The organism is Nostoc sp. (assembly GCF_036917135.1).
Lineage (GTDB): Bacteria > Cyanobacteriota > Cyanobacteriia > Cyanobacteriales > Nostocaceae > Nostoc.
Genome location: NZ_JBALEA010000035.1, coordinates 1 through 23,618, shown reverse-complemented (window position 1 = coordinate 23,618; position 23,618 = coordinate 1). Strand labels below are relative to the sequence as shown.

At 42.4% G+C, this 23,618-nt stretch carries 17 protein-coding genes and 1 pseudogene; 9 read left to right on the top strand and 9 right to left on the bottom strand.

All coding sequences use genetic code 11. The features are described 5' to 3' along the window. Positions 1 to 94 precede the first annotated feature (94 nt). The 4 genes from V7K50_RS10380 to V7K50_RS10365 all read right to left on the bottom strand — a co-directional run bounded on the left by V7K50_RS10380 (position 95) and on the right by V7K50_RS10365 (position 4,054). Positions 95 to 607: an inorganic diphosphatase gene (locus V7K50_RS10380; protein ID WP_334959687.1), complete on the bottom strand. Its 513-nt coding sequence runs from the start codon at positions 605 to 607 to the stop codon at positions 95 to 97. Positions 608 to 1,201: 594 nt separating this feature from the next. Next, complete coding sequence (locus V7K50_RS10375; protein WP_334801363.1) at positions 1,202 to 1,390, bottom strand: hypothetical protein; 189 nt, start codon at positions 1,388 to 1,390, stop codon at positions 1,202 to 1,204. 1,117 nt (positions 1,391 to 2,507) lie between these two features. Then, positions 2,508 to 3,698 (bottom strand): pyridoxal phosphate-dependent aminotransferase, encoded by a 1,191-nt coding sequence (locus tag V7K50_RS10370; protein WP_334959685.1) that lies wholly within the window; start codon positions 3,696 to 3,698, stop codon positions 2,508 to 2,510. 77 nt (positions 3,699 to 3,775) lie between these two features. Beyond that, positions 3,776 to 4,054 carry a hypothetical protein gene (locus V7K50_RS10365; RefSeq protein WP_334959684.1) on the bottom strand — a complete coding sequence of 93 codons (279 nt, stop codon included), beginning with the start codon at positions 4,052 to 4,054 and terminating at the stop codon, positions 3,776 to 3,778. Positions 4,055 to 4,172: 118 nt separating this feature from the next. Here V7K50_RS10365 and V7K50_RS10360 point away from each other — a divergent pair, with 118 nt between their 5' ends. Further along, positions 4,173 to 4,772, top strand: a complete 600-nt coding sequence (locus V7K50_RS10360) for an MBL fold metallo-hydrolase (protein ID WP_334959682.1) — start codon at positions 4,173 to 4,175, stop codon at positions 4,770 to 4,772. A gap of 369 nt (positions 4,773 to 5,141) precedes the next feature. Here the strand turns inward: V7K50_RS10360 and msrB are convergent, their stop codons facing one another. Continuing rightward, on the bottom strand, positions 5,142 to 5,636 hold the full coding sequence (msrB, locus tag V7K50_RS10355) for a peptide-methionine (R)-S-oxide reductase MsrB (RefSeq protein ID WP_334959680.1): 495 nt from the start codon (positions 5,634 to 5,636) through the stop codon (positions 5,142 to 5,144). Between the two features lie 311 nt (positions 5,637 to 5,947). On the opposite strand from msrB, the gene ssuD reads away from it, so the two are divergent. From ssuD to V7K50_RS10325, 6 genes are all read left to right on the top strand, one after another. Next, positions 5,948 to 7,108 (top strand): FMNH2-dependent alkanesulfonate monooxygenase, encoded by a 1,161-nt coding sequence (gene ssuD, locus V7K50_RS10350; protein ID WP_334959678.1) that lies wholly within the window; start codon positions 5,948 to 5,950, stop codon positions 7,106 to 7,108. 27 nt (positions 7,109 to 7,135) lie between these two features. After that, positions 7,136 to 7,774, top strand: coding sequence for a beta-class carbonic anhydrase (locus tag V7K50_RS10345; protein ID WP_334959676.1), 639 nt, complete (start codon positions 7,136 to 7,138; stop codon positions 7,772 to 7,774). Then, positions 7,771 to 8,337 carry an NADPH-dependent FMN reductase gene (ssuE, locus tag V7K50_RS10340; RefSeq protein WP_334959675.1) on the top strand — a complete coding sequence of 189 codons (567 nt, stop codon included), beginning with the start codon at positions 7,771 to 7,773 and terminating at the stop codon, positions 8,335 to 8,337. The genes V7K50_RS10345 and ssuE overlap by 4 nt, the downstream gene beginning before the upstream one ends. Positions 8,338 to 9,298: 961 nt before the next feature. Continuing rightward, positions 9,299 to 10,633 carry an FAD-binding oxidoreductase gene (locus tag V7K50_RS10335; protein ID WP_334959673.1) on the top strand — a complete coding sequence of 445 codons (1,335 nt, stop codon included), beginning with the start codon at positions 9,299 to 9,301 and terminating at the stop codon, positions 10,631 to 10,633. A 62-nt stretch (positions 10,634 to 10,695) separates the two neighbouring features. Next, the gene (locus V7K50_RS10330; protein WP_334959671.1) at positions 10,696 to 12,051 is read left to right on the top strand and encodes a (Fe-S)-binding protein; all 1,356 of its coding nucleotides are present in this window, start codon (positions 10,696 to 10,698) and stop codon (positions 12,049 to 12,051) included. Between the two features lie 202 nt (positions 12,052 to 12,253). Further along, positions 12,254 to 13,552: a P-loop NTPase fold protein gene (locus V7K50_RS10325; protein ID WP_334959808.1), complete on the top strand. Its 1,299-nt coding sequence runs from the start codon at positions 12,254 to 12,256 to the stop codon at positions 13,550 to 13,552. Positions 13,553 to 13,583: 31 nt separating this feature from the next. Here V7K50_RS10325 and V7K50_RS10320 read toward each other — a convergent pair whose 3' ends face one another. Continuing rightward, positions 13,584 to 14,057, bottom strand: coding sequence for a hypothetical protein (locus V7K50_RS10320; RefSeq protein ID WP_334959669.1), 474 nt, complete (start codon positions 14,055 to 14,057; stop codon positions 13,584 to 13,586). 112 nt (positions 14,058 to 14,169) lie between these two features. On the opposite strand from V7K50_RS10320, the pseudogene V7K50_RS10315 reads away from it, so the two are divergent. Continuing rightward, positions 14,170 to 17,617: pseudogene (locus V7K50_RS10315) on the top strand (nSTAND1 domain-containing NTPase). Positions 17,618 to 17,630: 13 nt separating this feature from the next. On the opposite strand, the gene V7K50_RS10305 reads toward V7K50_RS10315, so the two are convergent. Beyond that, the gene (locus V7K50_RS10305; protein WP_334959663.1) at positions 17,631 to 17,810 is read right to left on the bottom strand and encodes a hypothetical protein; all 180 of its coding nucleotides are present in this window, start codon (positions 17,808 to 17,810) and stop codon (positions 17,631 to 17,633) included. A 493-nt stretch (positions 17,811 to 18,303) separates the two neighbouring features. Between V7K50_RS10305 and V7K50_RS10300 the strand changes: the two genes are divergently transcribed. Further along, positions 18,304 to 18,972: an HAD family hydrolase gene (locus tag V7K50_RS10300; RefSeq protein ID WP_334959661.1), complete on the top strand. Its 669-nt coding sequence runs from the start codon at positions 18,304 to 18,306 to the stop codon at positions 18,970 to 18,972. 500 nt (positions 18,973 to 19,472) lie between these two features. Here the strand turns inward: V7K50_RS10300 and V7K50_RS10295 are convergent, their stop codons facing one another. After that, positions 19,473 to 19,910, bottom strand: a complete 438-nt coding sequence (locus V7K50_RS10295) for a DUF6918 family protein (protein WP_334959659.1) — start codon at positions 19,908 to 19,910, stop codon at positions 19,473 to 19,475. A 224-nt stretch (positions 19,911 to 20,134) separates the two neighbouring features. After that, a complete protein-coding gene (locus tag V7K50_RS10290; protein ID WP_334959657.1) occupies positions 20,135 to 23,464 on the bottom strand; it encodes an efflux RND transporter permease subunit in 3,330 nt (1,109 codons plus the stop codon). Between the last annotated feature and the right edge of the window lie 154 nt (positions 23,465 to 23,618).

The window sequence follows — 23,618 nt, the reverse complement described above, 5'->3', positions numbered from 1 at the left end:
GAGTGAGGAGTTAGAAGTGAGGAATAAAAATTTATAACTCTTAACTCTTAACTTTTAACTCTTAACTCCTAACTCCTAACTCCTAACTCTTCTATTATCCTCTATAAGCTTTGACGGATTTTTCTACTAAAGCTGCAACCTTGTCTACATCTTGCCAACCGAGAATTTCAGTCACCTTTTTTTCCAAATTTTTATAACTACGGAAAAATTCGGCAATTTCATCCAAACGATGTGGTGCTACATCTTTCAGGGATTTTACCTGAGTGTAGCGCGGATCTTTGTCAGGAACACAAAGGATTTTTTCATCGCGATCGCCACCGTCAATCATCTCCAAGAAGCCAATCGGTCGTGCGGCAATAACACAACCGGGAAAGGTTGGCTCGTCAATTATGACCATACCATCTAGGGGATCGCCATCTTCAGCCAAAGTATTGGGTACAAAGCCGTAGTCATAAGGGTATTGCACCGACGAATAAAGTACTCGGTCTAGAGCAAAAGCTTCTAGTTCCTTGTCGTATTCGTATTTATTTTTACTTCCGCCAGTAATTTCAATCAGAACGTTGATTAAACCAGGTTTCGGTTGGGCAGGAATACGAGATAAATCCACAAAAAACTCCTCCGGTAACAGTGAATCATGGGGCATTCAGTCAGTTTCGCTCCCCGTGTAGAATTTTAGGGCAATATGGATCTCTTCCCAAGGTATTTATTCCAGGCAGGGCATTGGACACTTGTACTGAGTTTCGACACTTCGGCTACGCTCAGTGCATCGCTACGCTCAACTACCGCGACTTGTGCCGAGCATCTCGACTTCGCTCGATGGAGCCGAAGCCGAGGTAAGTCGAAGTATTGGGAAATAGGAGGCAGGAGGCAGGAGGCAGAAATAAATTCTTTAATTTTGAATTTTGAATTTTGAATTGATTTCTCCCTCATCTCCCCCTTGAATTAGCTAATAAATGGAAAAAGCGTTGCGAGGAAACTTCGCAACGCTTTTTACAAGAGGGTATTGTGCATATCCTCTGCCCTTGATTGTTGTTGGAGGGATTTTTGCCCCGACTCTGCCAAGACAATTGAAACCTGGAGTCAGACAATACAGATTCAGCATATTTCTGATGAACTACATCCGAATCTACAGAGATTGTCTCACATCAATTTTCTCTTTTTTGCAGATATCCTGCTGAGGAAATGCTACTAGCAAGCTTGATCAATCGTCACTTTTTTGTAGGTTTTGGATCAGAGGTTTCTGGTTATTTTCAACATTAGTTGAAGAATAGTGAGCGATGACAAATACGGGTAGGGTTAGAGTCAACAGAGCGATCGCAGTTCCCACAATGTCTGCCAAACGTTGGGAATATGTGTCGGCAGAATTGGCAGACTGGCTATTTGAATTCATACAAAATTGAAGTTCTTCGTAACACTGTGTAGGTTGATTCTCTCATTGAGAGTCTTGATGCTATGGTAGCTATTTTTAAACTGTAAAATGTGTAGCATTTTACAATCTAAACCAGTTTTACAACTGTCATAATAGCGATTTTATACATGGAATTCTTAATACCAAGTTACAAGTCAACAAATCATGTTTTATTGTGTGATTAATATTTTCAGATGTTTTCCTGTATGGTGTAACGATTCGCATACGCAAAGCCAACTTTAACAGCATTATAGGTTACATTTTTCGCTGCTTAAAGATTAATTAGCAAAATGTATGTGTCCGATACTTCATGATTATAACATCCAGCAACGCCTTTGATAAGGTTATTTTACTGGAATTGCTAATTTGTGATACAGGACACCAAACAGCAATTGCACTGAATATCTATCAGTGCTTTTAATTGTTATACAGTAGTTATACGTAAAAATATTTGATGCCAGAGAAGAAATCGGTAGTTATGACTTTTACAACTAGTCATAACTACCGAATATATACAGATACATCAACTGGGTTGTATAGCATAGATTCAGTGATACTACTAAGCAAATATTTCCGAATTTAAATTTTTAAATCTATTTTAGATCACAGCAATTTTGTCAATATATATATAGGTAGAGTAAAAAATATTTTAGCGCGTAAATAATTAAAGATTTGTAGTCTAAGGGACTTCCAAGAAATAAATTATCCAAAAAAACGTAGACGCTGCATCGGCTTGCCGCAGGCTACCACAGAGACACAGAGAGAAGTTGCGTGCGCGGGTTCCTCGCGTTGAGCAAACTTCGGGAGAACACAGAGGAATAAGGAGGAGAGATTTTTTTCGCGAGTTTTTTGAGTATTTTTTTATTTGTCAGTCCCTAATCCTTTGGGGATATTGCTACGTGAACACTAAAAACTAATCTCAATATTTTTTACATTACTCAAAGTACCTTGGTTTATTCTCGCCTACTTACTTAGAGACGCTTCAAAATTCGTAATTCATAATGTGATTTATACCCTAGTTAAAACAAAATTATCTTTGGACATAGGGGTTACAACCCCTATGTTGAATTACCATGAATCAGAAGAGAATAAATGAATATTAGGATGTTGGTTGTAGAGTTGATTGCAATTTGAGTAAGCGATCGCTCGCTGTTTGTAATGTCTCAGGTTTTTTGCTGAAGCAAAATCTGATCAATGAATGTCCTTTTTCTGGTTCGCTGAAAAAGCTGGAAGCAGGAACTACAGCAACACCAATATTTTGAATCAGATGGTAAGTGAATTCAACATCTGTTTTGTACCCAAATTTGGAAATATCTGCAAGTACGTAATAGGCTCCTTTGGGAACAAAATAGGGAATGCCAACTTGATCTAGAATCTGTAGAATCCTGTCTCGCTTCTGGTGATAAAGTTTGGCTAGTTCTTGATAATAGGATGGTGGCAGTTGCATGGCGACAACTCCGGCTCGTTGTAATGGTGCAGGTGCGCCAACTGTAAGAAAATCATGGACTTTGCGAATTGCTGCTGTCAATTCTGGCTTTGCCAAAATATAGCCGACTCGCCATCCAGTGACGCTATAAGTTTTCGATAGACCGTTAATAGTAATGGTTCGTTCTTCCATACCGGGAAGAGTTGCTAGGGCAATATGTTCCGTACCATCATAGAGAATATGTTCATAGATTTCATCAGTGAACGCTAACACATCCCACTTTTGACAAAGTTCAGCAATTAGGGTGAGTTCTTCACGAGTAAAGACTTTACCTGTAGGGTTGTGGGGTGTGTTGATAATAATAGCTTTGGTATGGGCATTGAAAGCTTGACGTAGCTGTGCTTCGTCAAATGTCCAATCAGGGGGATGCAGTGTCACATAGCGGGGTATAGCACCAGCTAAAATCGCATCGGGTCCGTAGTTTTCGTAATACGGCTCAAATACAATTACTTCGTCACCAGGATCGACTGTCGCCAGCATCACAGCTGCCATTGCTTCTGTAGAACCGCAGGTAACGGTGATTTGGGTTTCGGGATCAATATCTAAGCCGAGATACCAGCGAACTTTGTTGGCGATCGCCTGACGAAATAAGCGATCGCCCCAAGTAATGGCATACTGGTTCACATCTGCCTCTATTGCCTCAGAAGCCGCCTGTTTCAACTCCAAGGGACAGGGAAAATCAGGGAATCCCTGCGCCAGATTTACTGCATCGTGTTGCAGTGCCACCCTGGTCATTTCTCGAATCACCGACTCTCTAAACTGTTCTGCCTTCGCTGATATTTTTTGGCGCTGTATCTCACTCACCCCTATACCTCCGTTGATCTCTATTGCGGTTATGCGGGAATTACTCTAAACCTGATAAATCCATAAAATTGATAGATTTATCGTAGTATACTCAAATTCCAGAGCCTGAGGGAGATGAGGGAGTAGGGGAAGCAAGCAGGGGAGAAGAACCAATGCCCAATGCCCAATACAACTCTTGGAGAGGCTGCGCCAACGACTTCTCTACGAGACGCTACGCGAACGCGGTAGTTGAGCGTAGCGATGCACTGAGCGTAGTCGAAGTGTCGAAACTCAGTACAAGTGCCCAATGCCCAATTCCCAATACTTCGACTTACCTCGGCTTCGGCTCCATCGAGCGAAGTCGAGATGCTCGGCACAAGTCGCGGTAGTTGAGCGTATTCGAAACTCAGTACAAGTGCCCAATGCCCTTATTATCTATATACTAAATTATTGAGATTAATAGTCAATTATTGAACGTACCGATCCAGAATCATCATGAAATCTTTGCACCGTCCCGATCTGTATAGCTGGTCTAACTTCAATCCGGCAAGAAATATTGATTTCAATGGGATTGCCTGGATTCGCCCAGATGGAAACATCTTGATTGACCCAGTAGCCCTATCAAACCATGACTGGAATCATCTGAAATCCCTCGGTGGTGTGGTTTGGATTGTGCTAACGAATTCTGAGCATGTCAGGGCAAGTAAAGAAATTGCCGATCAAACTTATGCTAAGATAGCTGGACCTCTGGCAGAAAAAGACGCTTTTCCTATACCTTGCGATCGCTGGCTGTCTAATGGTGAAGAATTTGTCCCAGGATTGGAGGTGATTGAACTCAATGGTTCTAAAACTCCCGGTGAATTGGCTCTGTTACTGGAGGAGACAACTTTAATTACAGGGGATTTAGTCCGGGCACGTAAAGCAGGTAGCTTAACAATTTTACCAGATGACAAACTGCTGAATCGAGAGGAGGCTGTTGCTTCTGTCCGCAGGTTGGCTCAACTTAGTCGGGTAGAAGCAGTGTTAGTGGGGGATGGTTGGCCTGTCTTCCGTGATGGACGCGATCGCTTACAAGAACTTGTAGCGACCCTATAATTGGTTAGGGTAGCACAGTTAACTATGCTACCCTCAAGGCGATTGTGCTTCAAATAGATCAAAAAGGTTGTCAGAAGAAAATCAAACAACACAGTATCATGGTAGTTAGTAGCATTTATGTCTGATACTTTCTTGTCTTAAAAGAATATCAGGTAAGCCACCTCCTGATTACCTGACGGCAGAATGTTGAAGCTTTCAATGATTAACCTATTTGGAGAACACTGATGTCTAAAGAAAGAAAAAGTAATAAAGAAGTTAAAAAACCTAAAAAAGATCCTAAAGACAAAAAGCAGAAACAAGAACCAAGCAAATAGGATAATTTAGGTTAGTACCTGCCATATCTACGTCAGCCTACGCCTACGCAGCTGATCAAGCAGGAACAAACTTCAGCGAAACCCCGTTCATGCAGTAGCGCTTGCCAGTGGGTGCAGGTCCATCATCAAAAACATGACCCAAATGACCACCACAGCGACTACAATGCACTTCAGTTCGGGTCATAAACAACGATTTATCTACAGTTAGAGCGATCGCACCTTCAATTGGGTTAAAAAAGCTGGGCCAGCCAGTACCACTGTTAAATTTGGTATCAGATGTAAACAGTGGTAGTTCGCACGCGGCACAAAAATAAGTGCCTTGGTCGTATTTCTTATCCAATGGGCTGGTATAAGGGCGTTCTGTCCCATGTTTACGCAATACACTAAACTGTTCTGGCGTTAAAATCGTGCGCCATTCTGACTCTGGTTTCGTAACTTCAAATCCACTCTTAGAAGTTGTCATCGCTTGTGACTCCCAATTGATATACCTTGATAAAAATGCTGTGCCGACGATTACGGCACTAGCCTGCAAAAAATACCGTTTGTCCATATATCTATTATTTTCTATTTTCCGGTTAACTGGCCAATCAATTCCAGTACGGAATTCCCTACATCAATAACTATAATTAGCGATGTCTGACGACAAGCCGCTTTGCGTCTACGCCCTGAGTTAGCCCTGATAAACTCATTAAAATAAGCTTTGAAACAACAAAATACTGCACGGGAATCAGACCAAATTACCTGATGAGTGGATTTTCTTAAAACTCTTTGCTTCCTTAAGTAGAATATGTGATACTGTAAAAACTATAAATAAAGCACGGTAATTTTATCGAATTACCGTAGTTTAAAAGGACAAGATTCATGCAGCTACTATGGTTCATCCCAACCCACGGCGACGGACGCTATCTTGCAACTGCTACAGGTGGACGGGCAGTAAGCTTTCCTTATCTGCGGCAGATAGCCCAAGCGGTGGATGACCTTGGTTATACAGGGGCATTGCTACCTACAGGTCGCTCTTGCGAAGATGCTTGGATTGTAGCATCAACGCTGGTATCACTAACGCGACGGATGCGTTTTTTGGTGGCGATTCGTCCCGGCTTGGTATCACCTGGGGTAGCAGCGCGGATGGCGGCGACTTTTGATCGCGTCTCTGAAGGACGCTTGCTGATTAATGTCGTGACAGGTGGCGATCCTGTGGAATTAGCGGGGGATGGCTTGCATTTAGATCACGATCAGCGCTATGAATTAACAGATGAATTTTTGACAGTATGGCGAGCGATCGCTAGTGGTGAACAAGCTAATTTCCAGGGCGACTATTTCAACATTCAGGATGGGAAACTATTGTTTCCAGCTGTTCAGAAGCCGCATCCGCCCTTGTGGTTTGGCGGTTCCTCTCCTGTTGCTCAAAAAATTGCTGCTAAACATGTAGATGTTTATCTAACTTGGGGCGAACCACCGGCGCAAGTAGCCGAGAAGATTGCATCAGTTCGCAGACTTGCAGAAGTAGAAGGCCGGACTTTGCGGTTTGGGATTCGGCTACATGTGATTGTGCGGGAAACCACAAGTGAAGCTTGGGATGCGGCGAATCAATTGATTAAATATGTAGATGACGAAGCGATCGCTAAAGCCCAAAAAGCTTACGCGCGGATGGATTCAGTTGGACAACAACGGATGACTCAATTACACCACGGGAATCGTGAGGCATTAGAAATCAGCCCGAACCTATGGGCGGGAGTCGGTTTAGTGCGGGGTGGTGCGGGAACGGCCTTAGTCGGCGATCCCCAAACCGTAGCAGCCAGAATATTGGAATACGCTTCTTTGGGTGTTGAGTCTTTTATCTTCTCTGGCTATCCCCACTTAGAGGAAGCTTATCGAGTTGCAGAACTGCTATTTCCCCATCTGCCATTAGAGAATCTGCCGACAGTGGAAAAGCAACATGTCTTAAGTCCATTTGGCGAGATCGTGGCAAATGAAGATTTCCCTAAGCAAAAGCCTCAAGAAAGAGCAACGTCCGTATCCTAGTAAATAAGAACTAGAAGATTACCAACCATGCTGCACCAACAAATTGACCAAAAAATCTCAGAAGAAGAAGCGTGGGCATTGCGTCGTCAGTTGGGAATACCTAACAACAAACGCTTGTGGGTGCTAGCGTGCATGGATGAACGTTTACCTGTGGAGAAAGCATTAGGAATTGGTGAAGGAGATGCTCATATTTTCCGTAATGCTGGAGGGTTAGTTACAGATGATGCGATTCGGTCAGCGATGTTAACTACGCAGTTTTTTGGCACAAAAGAAATCATCGTGATTAATCATACCGAATGTGGCATGATGACAGCATCAGGAGACTTTCTCAGTGAGGTATTGCGAAATCAAGGTATTGACGTGGATCAAGTTACTATCGATCCTGCGTTGCCAGAATTGAAGCTACCAAAAGGTGTTTTTTCCAAATGGATCAAAACGTTTACCGATGTAGATGAAATCTGCACACAGCAGGTGGAGTTACTGCGTAATTCTCCTTTAATTCCCCAGGATGTAGTTATTCATGGCTACATTTGGGAAGTTGAGAGTATGAGTTTGCGCCGTCCCTACAAACGTCTGAGTGAAAAGGTCAACACAGCATCAGCTATGAAGACCAAAACTGCAAAACATACTGAACCAATTTTAGAAATTGGGAGTTTAATTGAATGACAAATATTTTAGCGATCGCTGGTAGTCCAACCCATCCATCTAGAACTTACGGTCTTGTCGAATATACTGCCAAGCTTTTACAACAAGAAGGCCTGCATGTAGACATTATTTCAGTTCGAGATTTGCCTGCTGAAGATTTAGTTTTTGGACGTTACGACAGCCCTGCTTTAGAACAGCCAAAAGCTTTATTAGCAAAGGCAGATGGTGTGATTATTGCCACCCCAATTTACAAAGCTGCTTATACAGGAGTGCTAAAAACATTTCTAGATTTGCTGCCACAAAAATCATTAACAGGTAAACCCGTATTACCAATTGCTTTGGGTGGAACCATCGCTCATTTATTGGCAATTGAATACGCCCTAAAACCTGTATTATCTGAATTAGGAGCGCGGCATATCCTAGCTACAGTTTATGCGGTAGACAAACAAGTTCAACGACAAGCTGATAATAGTGTCTTGTTAGATGAGGAAATTGAGCAAAGACTCAAAGACGTTCTCAAGGAATTTGTGAAAGCCGCAGCTTATGATGCCGCAGCGCCTCAAGAATTGGTTCATGCCAATTAAATAATCAAGTTTATACCTCCGTTTGCTTGTAGCAGAGGGGTAATTTTTACCCATCTGTTACTTTTTTTTAAAAGTTAATCAGAGAAATATAAAACAATATAAATTTATTCTCAATAACTACATTTAAATAGTGATATTCAAATGAATATACTAGGTTTAGACATCTCTCCAAACATCTCTAATTTATTCAACTAACATTGCTGAAATTTATTACTTTTTCCCATAGAAGATATTGTAAATATCCAAGCTGTCTCCTAACTCTACGTGTAGTAGATGAGTAAATTTCACTTATCTACTACTTTTTTCCTAAGCTTTAAAAGCTTTCAAATATTATAGGTCAATACGGTTTAGTTAAGGATTTTTGGTATTGATTTTAGACCTGTAGAGACGCGAAATTTCGCGTCTCTACCAAGGATTTCGGACTTAACTGAACGATATTGTATTATAGGTTGGATAAGGCTAATACCTTACCCAAGCGAAGCGCGATCGCTCTTACAGCACTTTGCAAATAAATGAAGTACACATCTTAATCTGATAAATCTTGTGGGGTGGGCATCCTGCCCGCCCTTGTGTACCTCATTCAGATCAAATGTGCTGTAATACAAGAGCGTTACAACTTTATTCAGCTTTGATAAAGCTCAAAGTTCTATTAGAATTTTTGTCGCTACAGCAGATTGCGCTCTAATCAAATATATGTAGAGACGTAGCACTGCTACGTCTCTACAAGGGTTCTGGGTAACGCATATTTAGTTTCTGGAGATGTCTACTTCAGTCGGGGTTTAAATCCCCGTCTGAAATGTCTTTAATTTTGAATTTTGAATTGTTAATTGGCGCTGATTACAAGCTGGCTTGCGCCCTAGGCATCGCTTTTTATATTGAAGCCACCGTATATTAATGGCAATGTGCTTTTTTGGTCAGGTTAGCCAGTAAATTAGAAGTAGGGCGTAAAAAAATAAACTCAATGAAAGCAATGTCTAATGACAGACCGCAAGCCGTCTGCGCTTCTGATTTTGCATCTATCGTCGGCGAAGAAAATGCTGTTTGTCTTTGGGAAAATATCGAACTCAGTCAGCAAAAACGTATTCAACAGGCTATAGCTTCTGGAAATTTACCCAGTTGTATTGTCTATCCTCGCACTCAACAACAGCTAGCCGCAGTCATCGCCACAGCTCATAAAAACAACTGGCGCGTCCTCCCCTGTGGTAGTGGCAGTAAACTTAGCTGGGGTGGTTTAGCTAAGGGTGTTGATGTTGTAGTTAGTACAGAACGCATGAACCAACTGATTGAACACGCTGTTGGTGATTTGACTGTGACAGTAGAAGCTGGGATGAAATTCTCAGATTTGCAAGCACTTTTGGCAAAGTCGCGGCAATTTCTCGCCCTTGACCCCGCAGCACCAGAGTTGGCAACTATTGGCGGTATTGTTGCCACCGGTGATACAGGTTCTCTGCGGCAACGTTATGGTAGTGTGCGCGACCAGTTACTAGGTATTACTTTTGTCCGTGCTGATGGACAAATTGCCAAGGCTGGGGGAAGGGTAGTCAAAAATGTCGCCGGATATGACTTGATGAAGTTGCTTACTGGTTCTTATGGCACATTAGGCTTTATTAGTCAACTAACTTTTCGCCTATATCCGCTACCAGAAGCATCGGGGACGGTGGTACTAACCGGTAGTGCAGAGGCTGTATCTCAAGCAGCTAATATCCTGCGAGGTTCGGCGTTAACACCAGTCCAAGCTGATTTGCTATCAAATAAATTGGTATCTAGCTTAGGTTTGGGTGAAGGACTAGGATTAATTGCCCGCTTCCAAAGTATTAGTGAGAGTGTTAAGGAACAGTCAAATCGAGTTTTGGAAGTAGGGCAAAAGTTGGGCTTAGATGGGGCAATTTTTGCCGATGGTGATGAAGCTAATCTATGGCAGAGATTGCAAGAACGAATACATACTACTGCTACAGAATCAGTAATTACCTGCAAAATAGGAGTGTTACCCACTGCTGCCGTGGAGATTTTGACTCAGGTGGAGTTAGGTTTGATTCATATTAGTAGTGGTTTAGGTTTGTTACAATTAGAGAGTAAAAATCAAGTTTTGAGAGTGCGCGATGCCTGCGGCGGGCTGCGCCTAGGCACTCAAGCTCATAGAGGTTTTTTAACAATTTTGTCAGCACCAAGGGCTGTTAAAGAACAAATAGATGTTTGGGGTTATACGGGTAATGCTTTACCGTTGATGCGCTGTATTAAGGAACAGTTTGATAGTAAGAATATTTTAAGTCCTGGGCGGTTTGTGGGTGGGATTTAGGTTTAAGAAAACGAACCGCAGAGACGCTGAGAACGCTGAGATAGAGAGGGGAAGGGAGAAATATGCAAGTTTCAGAAAATTCTGTTAATAATACGGCTAGTTTAAAGAATTTGAAGGGGTTTGATATTAATCATCCACCTGATCCTAAGTTGATTGATAGTTGTGTACATTGTGGTTTTTGTCTCTCGACTTGTCCGAGTTATCGGGTGCTGGGTAAGGAGATGGATTCTCCTAGAGGACGTATCTATTTAATGGATGCAATTAATGAGGGTGAGATTGCTCTAAATACGGCAACTGTAGAACATTTTGATTCTTGTTTGGGGTGTCTTGCTTGTGTAAGTACTTGTCCTTCTGGGGTGCAGTATGACAAATTAATTTCTGCAACTCGTCACCAAATTGAACGGAATTATCCCCGGAGTTTACCAGATAGATTTATTCGTCAACTGATATTTTCTCTGTTTCCCTATCCTAATCTTTTACGGGTTTTATTAGTTCCGTTGTTGGTTTATCAAAAGTTGGGGTTTGCTAAATTATTTCGAGCTACGGGTTTACTGAATAAAATATCGCCCCGTTTGGCAGCAATGGAATCTATTCTGCCAGAAATTACTCTCAAATCTTTTGAAGATAATTTTCCTACTGTGATTCCCGCTAAAGGTGAGAAGCGTTACCGAGTCGGGGTAATTTTAGGTTGTGTGCAACGGCTGTTTTTCTCCTCTGTGAATGAAGCAACCGTGCGGGTTTTAACAGCAAATGGTTGTGAAGTTGTGATTCCCAAATCTCAAGGTTGCTGTGCGGCGCTTCCCGAACACCAAGGACAAACAGAACAGGCGAAAGCTTTAGCAAGGCAGATGATTGATAGTTTTGCCAAAACGGATGTAGATTTCGTAATTATTAATGCTGCTGGTTGCGGTCATACTTTGAAAGAATACGGTCACATTTTAGAAAGTGACCCAGAATATCGGCAAAAGGCAAAGGATTTTGCAGCTAAAGTAAAAGATGCTCAAGAATTTTTAGCAACTGTTGGTTTAACAGCAAAACTTTCACCACTGACTGATAAACCCTTGAATTTAGTTTATCAAGATGCTTGTCATTTATTACATGGACAAAAGATTAGTGTGCAACCGCGTCAGATATTGCGACAAATTCCAGGGGTGAAGTTGAGAGAACCAATAGATGCGGCTTTATGTTGTGGCAGTGCTGGAGTTTATAATATGCTGCAACCGGAAGTTTCTGAAGAATTGGGTCGGCAAAAAGTGCAGAATTTGTTGAATACTGGTGCTGAATTAATTGCTTCTGCTAATCCGGGGTGTACTTTGCAGATTACGAAGTATTTACAGTTGCAAGGTAAGAAGATTTCAGTTATTCACCCGATGGAGTTGTTGGATTATTCGATTCGTGGTGAGAAGTTGAAATTATAGATGTTTCTTGTGGGGTGGACATCCTGTCCGTCCTTGTTTGTAGGCGGGTGAGACACCCACCCCACAAGAAAAGTGAGATATTTTTTGCTTGGAAGTTCTTAAATCAGTCAATCTCAAAAAGTTTTTTCCGAAATAGCGGCTTTATCGTCTGTATAATCACTGAAATGGGCAAGAGCGTCACGCTAATGTCGGGTGATTTATGATGAAACTAGATTTAGTTAGATTTTTTCAAGCTTGCAACCCCAGTAAAACTCTGATTGTGAGCAAACCGGAAGATAGACAGTATTATATTGATTTCTCTAAAGTGCGTGGTGCAAGGATTATTGAGGAACTTGGGCGAACTATCACCCGCCTTGCACCTGAAGAACCTACCTGTCAATTATTTACCGGACATATCGGTTGTGGCAAATCCACTGAATTACTGCGGCTAAAGGCAGAGTTAGAGCAGCAGGGATTTCATGTGGTTTATTTTGAGTCTAGCCAAAGCTTGGATATGGCTGATATTGATGTTACAGATATATTATTAGCAGTTGCTCGTGAAGTTAGCCAAAGTCTTGAAGCAATAAAAATTAATCTCCAGCCAGGATACTTTCAAACTCTGTTTAATGAACTTGGTGAATTTTTGCAAACGCCGATAGAACTTGGGGGAGAGTTATCTGTAGGTATTGCCAAAATTACTGCCAAAACTAAAGATAGTCCTAAACTTCGCTCTCAGTTACGGCAATATTTAGAACCCCGCACCAATGGCATTTTAGAATCAATTAACAAAGAATTGCTCAAGCCTGCTAGAGAAAAACTCAAGCAGCAGGGTAAAAAAGGACTGGTGGTAATTGTAGATAATCTCGACAGAGTGGATAATTCTCAGAAACCTTCCGGTCTTTACCAGCCAGAATATCTCTTTGTGGAACGGGGTGAACAGTTAAACCAGCTAAATTGTCATGTTGTTTATACCATTCCGTTAGTGTTGATTTTTTCCAACGCTTTAGGAAGGTTAACAAATCGCTTTGGCGTAGACCCCAAGGTTTTGCCGATGGTTCCTGTGCAATTACAAGATGGTTCGCAATTTTCACAGGGAATTACACTGCTGCAACAGATGGTCATGGCGAGGGCTTTTCCTGGTGTCAGTTGGGAACAAAGTCGGAATTTAATTACTGAGGTTTTTGATAGTCCTGATACTTTAGAAAGGCTGTGCTTAGTTAGCGGCGGTCATTTGCGTAATTTGCTGATGTTATTGTTTCGCTGTCTTCAGCAAGAAGACCCACCTTTGTCGCAAGAGTGTGTAAATAGGGTGATTAAACAACGCCGCAACGAGCTAACTTTGGCAATTGCGCCCGATGAATGGGAATTACTGCGTGAGGTAGCGCAAGAGAAAAACTTGAGAGGTCATGAAAGATACGAACTTTTGCTCCGCAGTATGTTTGTATTTGAATACCGCGATGAGGATGGTTCGTGGTTTGATATCAATCCGATTTTGGCAGAAGCCAAGGAATTTAGGTTATAAATCGGCTGTAGAGGGGTAGAGTTGTACGCTCTTAGCTATCAGGTATTTTGTAAAATGGCACAAAGTTGGCGGTGTCAGCAATTACGGGAACCGTATCAATAAATGCGGGAGCTATATCAATAAATGTGGGAGCAATATCAATAAATGTGGGAGCAATATCAACAAATGCGGGAGCAATATCAATAAATGTGGGAGCAATATCAATAAATGCGGGAGCAATATCAATAAATGTGGGAGCAATATCAATAAATGTGGGAGCAATATCAATAAATGTGGGAGCAATATCAATAAATGTGGGAGCTATATCAACAAATGCGGGAGCTATATCAACAAATGCGGGAGCTATATCAACAAATGCGGGAGCTATATCAACAAATGCGGGAGCCGTGTTATAGCGGTTCTCGTTTACGTGAGGTACACCCGTAGGGGCACGGCACTGCCGTGCCCCTACACCTTGTGATGTAATGTTGTACCGCATCTGAATGGAAACCGCTATAGTCGTCATCTTCACAACTACAGCTTTTTACAACTAGCAGAAATCCGTCCGTCGTCCTTTCTGCCTCCTGCCTCAAAACTCGTCGCTTTGTACTTCATGCAAAAAAAAACTGCTGTATGTTATGAGTAATCAGCAAGAACCGGAAAATTTTGCCTTTGACAATGAGGGTTCATTACAAACTTTAGTTAGAGCAATTACCTTTTCTCAGGGGCAGTTTTCGCTAATTTTCTTGCGCTGTAATTATGTTGCTTTACGTCAGCGCATGGTAGAACGGCTGCACCAAATCTCTCCTGTGAAAATATGCGAAATTACCTTACCTGCATCAGTCAAAACGCTTTACACAAATATACGCGAACAGCTGGGAGATGAACAGCCACCTGCATTGATGATTTTTGGTTTAGAGTCGGTTAAAGATATTGATACAGTTTTGACTTCAGCTAACCAAGTACGGGAGGAGTTTAGAAAGAACTTCCCGTTTCCGATATTGTTGTGGGTTAATGATTCAGTTCTGCAAAAATTCATTCGATTAGCAACTGATTTAGAGAATTGGGCAACTATCATTGAGTTTGAAAACCCTACTGATGAGTTAGTCAATTTCCTTCAGCAAAAAAGTGATGAAATCTTTGCAGGTGATGTAACGCCCAATCCCCAAATGTGCCGGGAACTAGAAACCGCCCGTCAAGATTTGCAAAATCGAGGAGAAGTATTAGAAGCAGCACTTCAAGCAAGTTTAGAGTTTGTGCTTGGTTTAAATGATTATTTACATGACCGGATAGATGCTGCTTTAGGACATTATCAACAAAGCTTGGGGTTTTGGCAACAAAGTAATTATTTAGAACGACAAGGTATATTACTGGTTAATATTGCTTCAGTTTATAATCGCCAAGCTGAAAAAAATCAGACAGAAAATCAACGCTATTGGCAAGAGTCTAAAATTTGCTTTCAGCAAGCTATTGAAATTTTTGAACAAGCACAACGTTCAGATTTAGTTGCAAAACATATTACTAAACTGGGTGAAGTGCTGCGACGTTTACAAGCATGGCCAGAGTTGCAAAGCCTTGTGGAAAAATCTCTGCCGCTACATGAAAATTATGGTACGCCGTTGCAATTGGCTAAAGATTATGGTTTTTTGGCAGAGGTAGCCTTAGAGCAGTCACACTGGGAAGAAGCTAATCAACTTGCAGGACAAGCATTGCAAATATTAGCTGATATCCCTAATCTTCAATCAAATGAAGTTGGATTGTGTAGGTTTATTTTAGCAAAATCTCAACAGGCTTTAGATCAAAATCGAGTAGCAATTAATAGTTTAAAAGCTGCAAAACTTGAAAGTAATCATCAGTATAATCCCCAATTATATATATCTATCTTAGACAGATTACGCTCGCTCTACTTTGAACAAGGTGAATATCTAGATGCTTTTAATATTAAACAAGAACAATTACAAATTGAACAACAGTATGGCTTCCGCGCTTTTGTTGGTGCATCTTATCTCAACCCACAGCGACAGGCAATTAATTCTGCACAGTTGCAGGTAGAAAATTTTGAAACTATTGCTCAAGAAATTGCCGCTTCTGGTCGGGGACAAGATGTTAAACGTTTGCGAGAAAGAATTGGCGGGACTGAGCATAAATTGACTGTAATTCATGGTCAGTCAGGAGTGGGTAAAAGCTCGATTTTGCAGGGTGGATTAATCCCGGCGTTGCAACAGGAAGCAATTGGTGAGCGAGATGCTTTACCTATTTTGTTACGAGTTTATACCGATTGGCTAGGAATGTTGGGGCAGAGTTTCGCTAAGGCTTTTGAGAAAGTTAGAGGCAATCAATTATTTGCTAATCTTGATTCTTCAGCAGCTATTTTAGAACAATTACGGAAAAATGCTGATAGAAATTTGTTGACGGTTTTAATGTTTGACCAGTTTGAGGAGTTTTTCTTTGTTTATACAGACCAAGGTCAACGACGAGCATTTTATGAGTTTTTGCAAGTTTGTCTAGATATTCCTTTTCTGAAGATTATTTTATCCTTACGAGAAGATTATTTACATTATTTATTAGAGTTAGACCGTCTGTTTGATTTAAGTGTAATTAATAATAATATTCTCGATAAAAATATTCGCTATTACTTGGGTAACTTTTCGCCAGCCGATGCGATGGCTGTGGTGCAGAGTTTAACAGAACGCTCTCACTTTTACTTAGAACCTGCATTAATTGATAAATTAGTGCAAGATTTAGCAGGCGAATTGGGGGAGGTTCGCCCGATTGAGTTACAAATTGTGGGGACGCAACTGCAAACTGAGAAAATTACAACTTTAGATAAGTATCTTCAGTTTGGCACTAAAGAAAAGCTGGTTGAGCGATTTTTAGAAGAAGTAATTACAGACTGTGGTGCTGAAAATGAACGTGTTGCACAACTGGTTTTATATTTACTCACAGATGAAAATGGTACTCGTCCCCTAAAGACTCGCGCTGAGTTAGTAGCAGATTTGGCAGCAGAAGCCGATAAACTAGATTTGGTGTTAGAGATTTTTGTGGCTTCAAGGTTAGTGTTGTTTTTACCAGAATCGCCGGCTGACCGTTATCAATTGGTGCATGATTACCTCGTGTCGTTCATTCGCCAACAACAGGGTAATGAAATATTAGCAGAACTAACTAGAGAGCGAGAACAACGCCTGCAAGTAGAAGAGAAGCTGAAAGATGCAAAGCAGATATTAGTTAATGCTCAAAAAGAAGCCAAGCGACAAATTCGCCAAGGGCGGATGGGGTTGATGGTGAGTTCTGGTTTAGCGGTATGTCTATTATTATTGGCAGGTATATCATCAAGATATGCATTGAGTCAAATTCAAGTGGCTAAAGATGCTGATAATAAAAAGCAAGATGCAGAGCATAAGTTTCAAGAAGCGCAGAAGAATCAGCAAACCGCACAAACAGAATCAAAATTAGCAAAACAGAAAACTCAACAGGCAAACCAGACAGCCTCAAAATTAAAAGAGAATAATGCCCAAGCCCAGGAAAAAATTAAAACGGCAAACGAAGAAAGAGAAACTGCTGAAGTAGAATTACAAAAAGCAGTGACAAAACAACAGCAAGCACAATCTGGAGCTAAACAAGCCCAAACCACTCTCAACCAAATACAAGCAAGACTTGTAAAAGCAGCAGGTCAAGAAGCACGTCAAAAAGCAGAAGCACGTCAACAACTAGAAGCAGCACGTCAACAACTAGAAGCAGCACGTCGACAAATAGAAGAAGCAGGTCAAGAAGGACGTCAAAAAGCAGAAGAAGCACGTCAAGAAGGACGTCAAGATGCAGCACGTCAAGAAGCACAACATACTATATGGGCGGGAAGTGATGCAACTATTCAAAGGTTATCAAGACCGAGGCAGTGTCAATAGTGTGAGTTTCAGCCCGGACGGCAAAACCATCGCCACGGCATCATTTGACAAGACAGCGCTGTTGTGGCCTGTGGATAATTTAGACCGATTGTTGGTGCGGGGTTGCAATTGGCTGCATGATTATTTGCAGAATAACCCGAATTTGAGTGAGAGCGATAGGCGTCTCTGTGATGATATCAAGTAGACATCTCCGGAAATCAATTAAGACCCCTCTCCAAACCTCTCCCCGAAGCGGAGAGAGGCTTAATTTCCGTCATATCTGTATGTAAATTTAAGGTAACTAAATCTTTTCCGGCGATGTTTAGTAGATGGTTGGCAGTGATTAGATATTTCAAATTATGCGCGATCGCTGTTGATTGATCAATGAAGCTTTGCAAAGGTACGTCTCAAAACCTCACCCCCAACCCCTCTCCCAATACGGTTCGGTTAAGGCAAGAGACGCGATAAATCGCCGTCTCTACAATAATCAATCCGCAATTATGCAACGCCAGAAAATCTAGTTCCCTCACGCCACTTGCGACAACGGGGGGAACCCCCGCAACGCAGTGGCTCCCCAATACATACGGGGAGGGTTAGGGTGGGGTAGAACTGACGCGGGCGATCGCACTTTCTTCTCTAAGAGGATGTTTGAAAAGTGTTTTGCGGTGAGTTTAGGTACTTTTAGATCCCCCCTAACCCCCCTTAAAAAGGGGGGAACCGGAATCAAAGTCCCCCAATTTATCGGGGGATTTAGGGGGATCTAAAACTTTTGATACCAACAAGAGGACTTTTCAAACATCCTCTAACCCCCTTCTCTTCTGTTAGGACGATGAAGTAAATTATTTGCCATGCCATCATCAGCTATGAAACAAAACGTCAGCCGAGGTTTTCATGGCATTAGAAGGAGTAATTTTAGATGTTGATGGAACACTGGTTTTAAGTAATGATACTCATGCACAAGCCTGGGTAGAGGCATTTGCAGCTTATGGCTTGGAAGTGCCATTTGAAAAAGTCAGACCACTCATCGGCATGGGTGGAGATCAACTTATTCCTAAAGTAGTGCCAGAATTAAATGGTGAAGAAGGAACTGGCAAAGCGATCGCCGAACGACGCAAAGAACTTATATTGAACAAATATAAACCGCAAATTACTACTGCCAATGGTAGCAGGGAGTTAGTGTTAAAGATGCAAAAATCGGGATTGCATCTAGTTGTTGCTAGTTCAGCAAGTTCTCAAGAACTGGACATATTACTCAAAATTGCCCAAGTAGATGATTTGCTATCGGAAGTAACTACATCCGATGATGCCGAAGCATCTAAACCTGCTCCTGACATTGTACAAGCCGCCTTGAACAAAGGACAAATGACACCTGATAAAGTAGTGATGCTAGGGGATTCGCCCTACGATATTGAGTCTGCCGGCAAAGCAGGGGTAGGTGTAATTGCTTTGCGCTGCGGTGGCTTTAGCGATGAACAACTGTCGGGAGCGATCGCAATTTACAACGATCCAGAAGATTTGCTACAGCACTATGACTCTTCTATTCTGGGTGCAAATGCTTAAATACTAAAAGGGTATTAAAAGGGTAAGCGATCGCACCTCTACCACAGCTATACACACTTTAGATGTGAACCATTAAATTGCCGTGCAAGACAAAGCAAAAAATTATACATAGCCTGATTAACATTACCTTGCTAGCTCGGACAATTGACTAATTGATCGAGTCATTGAAAAAGGTGATTTTCCGAAAGAGACGGTATGCGATTCTCCAGAGGAGAGGCTACGCCAACGCAGTCAATTCATCAACGAAGCTGTGCAATATTATTTACTCAAAAAGCCTTAATTCAATCTCAGAGAACAGTTAAAAGAAGGAGACATCCAAGGGGCGGAACTTGATTTGGAGTTGGTGAAGTTTTGAGGTGATGTCTGGCGACAAGCCGCAACTCTTGGAGTCGCTGCGCGAATGCGTCTACGCACTTTCCCCAATTTAATGTCTGCCCCGGATGCCAGCCACCGACGCATCGAACGGCGGCATACGTTTATTGTGATTCTTCCCTTCTAGCTCAGTTCTTAGTGTAATTATTGATTACTTTGGCTAAGTCTGGCACTGCTTCTTCTACGTGCTTTTTGGCTGAACCGCGAAGTTTTTCATAGGTTCCTCGGACAATTTGGCGCTTTGTATTCTTGACTCTCCCATCGGTGACACCCAATAGGGCATCTGCTGTATCAGAGCGATTTGCATTCAGGTATTCAATTGGATCGCCTTTCTCTACGCCTTGACTCCAAATCGGATCAAGTGCTGTGAGGCATTGCGGTAAAATCTGCTCAACAACATAGGGAATGTATCCTGGCTTAACCCCCTTCAGAGCAGCGAAGGCAGTTTTCAAAGCGATGCCGCTCATGCCTGATTTGGATGCAAGCTGTCCTTCGATCATATTGCAACAGTCCTCTATGACCATCGCCTTTTTGGTCGGGTTCAAAAGTCCGTCGCTAAGTCCCATTTCACTCTTCCTTATCTAAGTACTTAATTTCTATTCGACTAATTTTTTTAGTAAGCAGGAAATTACACAAAATGGTATCAGAGTTGAGTCAATTGGTGTAAATTTAAGTTTGCTGGATAAGCAAGTTTGTAGTAACAACTTTAAGTCCTTATTTTCTAAGCACTAAAGTGCTTACTACAAACCGCCAAAACTAGGCACTTTGCTAGAGAGGCTTAAGGCAAAAATTAGGTTATCCCATCTTGCTGAGACCTGAGTTGTGTCTCTGGCTGACTTGAGCCAGCAGGCAGAATTTCATGTCTAGATCCCGAAGTTCCATTGGGAGAATCTGGAGGTTTTGAGCCACCCGATCGCTTCCGAGAAAATAGAGCCTCAGCCAGAGTCTTAACCAAAATATACAGAATTGGCACCAAGAACAAACTCAAGAACGTTGAAAGCATCAGCCCCCCAAAGAGCGCTGTTCCTAAAGACCAACGGCTACTGGCTCCAGCCCCTTGAGAGATCACCAAGGGCAAAAATCCTAATAGGGCTGCAAAGGAAGTCATTAAGATCGGTCGCAGACGTTCTTGCCCCGCTTTCACCGCCGCTCGTGTGTAGCTCATGCCTTGCTCATGCTGCTGATTGGCAAATTCCACGACTAAAATCGCGTTCTTTGCAGCTAGACCAATCAAAGTCACCAAACCTACCTGGCAATAAATATCATCCACCACTTTGGGGAAGAGGCTACCTGCCATGAAAATATTGGAACGTAGCCAAATCGCCGTCATCGCTCCCAAGACTGCCAGGGGAACTGTCAGCAAAATAATGATCGGGTCAACGTAGCTCTCATACTGAGCCGCTAGCACCAGAAAGACAATAACGAAGGCGAAGGCAAAAATCAAGCCCGTAGATCCCCCAGATGTCTTTTCTTGGAGATAAGTCCCTGTCCACTCGTAACCAAACCCTTGAGGTAAGACCTCTGCTGCTAGTTTCTCCATCGCTTGAATCGCCTGTCCAGAACTAGCACCGGGAGCCGGAGCGCCCTGGACTTTGATTGATCTGTACAAGTTATAATGGGAGATGGTTTTCGGCCCGACAAAGGGAGTAACTTTCACCAGATTACTCAAGGGAATCATCGCCCCAGTTGCAGAGCGAACATACAGCTTGCCAATATCATCTGGATTAGAGCGGAAAACCCCATCTGCTTGGACATATACTCGATACTGTCGCTGTCCCTGCACAAAGTCATTCACATATTGCGACCCCAAGTAACTTTGCAATGCCCCAAAGATATCGTTGAGTTCAACACCGAGAGCTTTGGCTTGGTTGCGGTTCACTTGGATGTCAAACTGAGGCGTGTCTGCGGTGAACTGAGTGAAGACTCGTTGTAAAGCAGGGTTTTTATTGGCCGCCCCAATGAATTTTTGAGCAGTATCAAGCAGGGTTTGAATCGGCGCACTTCCGGTTTTATCTTGAATGATAAACTCAAAACCACCTGTACTACTTAATCCTCTCACTGGCGGAGCATTGACAGCGATCGCTCTAGCATCTGTAATTGCAGAGAGCTTTTTGTTCATCCTCTGAAGTATTCCATAAACAGACTGAGATTCTTCAGTTCTCACTTTCCAGGGTTTGAGGTTAGCAAAGGCAATGCCTAAATTGGAAGCATTGCCATCGAAACCAAAGCCACTGATCATAAAACTAGCTTGAACTTCGGGAAGCGATGTTACTTCCTTAGCAACCCGCTCCATCACAGATTCGGTGTATTTCAAAGAAACCCCATCAGGCCCTTGGACAACTACAAAGAAGTAACCCTGATCTTCCTCTGGAATAAATCCAGTTGGCACTGCTTTGTACATCAAAACCGTTGCTACTAAACCAGTAATAAAAACCCCAATTACAATCGGCTTGACATGGGTAAGGTAGCTAACAAAGCCGACATAGCGGCGCGTAAACCAGCTAAATCCCCGATTAAATTGCGTAAAAAACCACCCCAAAGGGCCTCGTGGAGTCTGAGCCGGGCGCATGAGGATGGCTGCCATACTCGGAGAGAAAGTTAAAGCATTGAAGGTGGAAATGGCAATAGAGCAAGCAACGGTTAACCCAAATTGTTTGTAGACAATCCCAGTTGTGCCCGGAATGAATGTAACTGGAATGAATACCGCCATGAGTACAAGGGAAGTGGCAATGACTGCCCCAGTTAACTCTTTCATGGCTTCCATTGCCGCCTCCAAGGGTCTCAAGCCCTGCTCCAGTTTGACTGCAACTGCCTCCACCACAATAATCGCATCATCCACAACCAGACCGATGGCCAGAACGAAACCAAATAAGGTCAGTGTATTAATCTGAAATCCTAAAACCAACAGAGCCGCACAAGTCCCAACCAGGGAAACGGGGATCGCCACAGTGGGAATGATCGTGGTACGCCAGTCTTGTAAAAAGACAAAAATTACCAAGACCACCAGGATAATCGCTTCAACCAGAGTCTGTAGAACTTCTTCTAAAGAAATTTCTACAAATGGAGTGGTATCAAATGCCACCTGTCCTTTGAGTCCAGGTGGAAAACTCTTCTCTAGTATTTTGATTTGGTCTTCAACAGCATGGGCAACGTCCAGGGCATTACTACCCGGAAGTTGATATATCCCCAAACCCACGGCTGGCTTGGGAGCATTCCCTGGAATGGTGAATTTGGCATCAGCCAGATAGCTCTCGGCTCCCAGTTCAACTCGACCGATATCTCTGACCTTAACTAGGGTACTATTGGTGGTGGTATTAGTGGTGCTATTAGTGGTGCTATTAGTGCCACCTTGACTCACCTTCAGCACCATATCCTCAAATTCAGACGCATCTTTAAATCGACTGGTTGCCCGTAAAGCAAATTCAAAGCTTTGATTATCTGGTGCTGGTTCCTTACCAATTGCCCCTGCACCCACCTGAATATTTTGTTCTTGCAGGGCTGCTGTCACATCTTGAGGAGTTAGTTGATGTTGGGCAAGCTTGTTGGGATCAAGCCAAAGACGCATGGCATATTTGCGCTCCCCAAAAATCGTAGCTTTTCCTACACCAGGAAGCCGTTTCACCTGATCGAGAATAAACAGATCAACATAATTACTGATAAAAATGTTGTCATACTCATTATTATCTGAGTAAAACCCATAGACCAGAAGCAGACTGCTCGATGCCGTTTCAACGGTGACACCTGTTCGTTGAACAGTATCTGGTAATTGAGGTTCAGCAAGTCCTTCTTTATTTTGAACGTTTACTTGAGCAATATCGCTATTGACATCAGTTGGGAAGGAGACGGTTATGTTGCTGGAACCATCATTACCCGTATTAGAAGATATATAGGATACATCTTTAACACCATTAATTTGTCGCTCAATAATATTGGTGACAGTACTTTCTGTTGTTTGAGCATCCGCACCAGTATTGTTAGAGCTAACGGTGATTTGCACCGGCGCGAGGTCTGGTAGCTGAGAAATGGGCAGGATCGGAATACAGATACTTCCCAGCAGCAAAATGATGAACGTGCAGACCGTCGTCAGTACTGGACGTCTGATGAAGGTATTGACAAACATAAATTAGGGAATAAAGGAAAAGTTTAAGACTGGTTAGTGAGGTAGTAGCTTTTTATTAATTTGACACTCTCAGGTCTAAAGACACTGAGATTCTACAGACAGAGTTAGACTAATTTAGTCTAACTCTCGTTACGACTGCCAAAGATCGCCTACT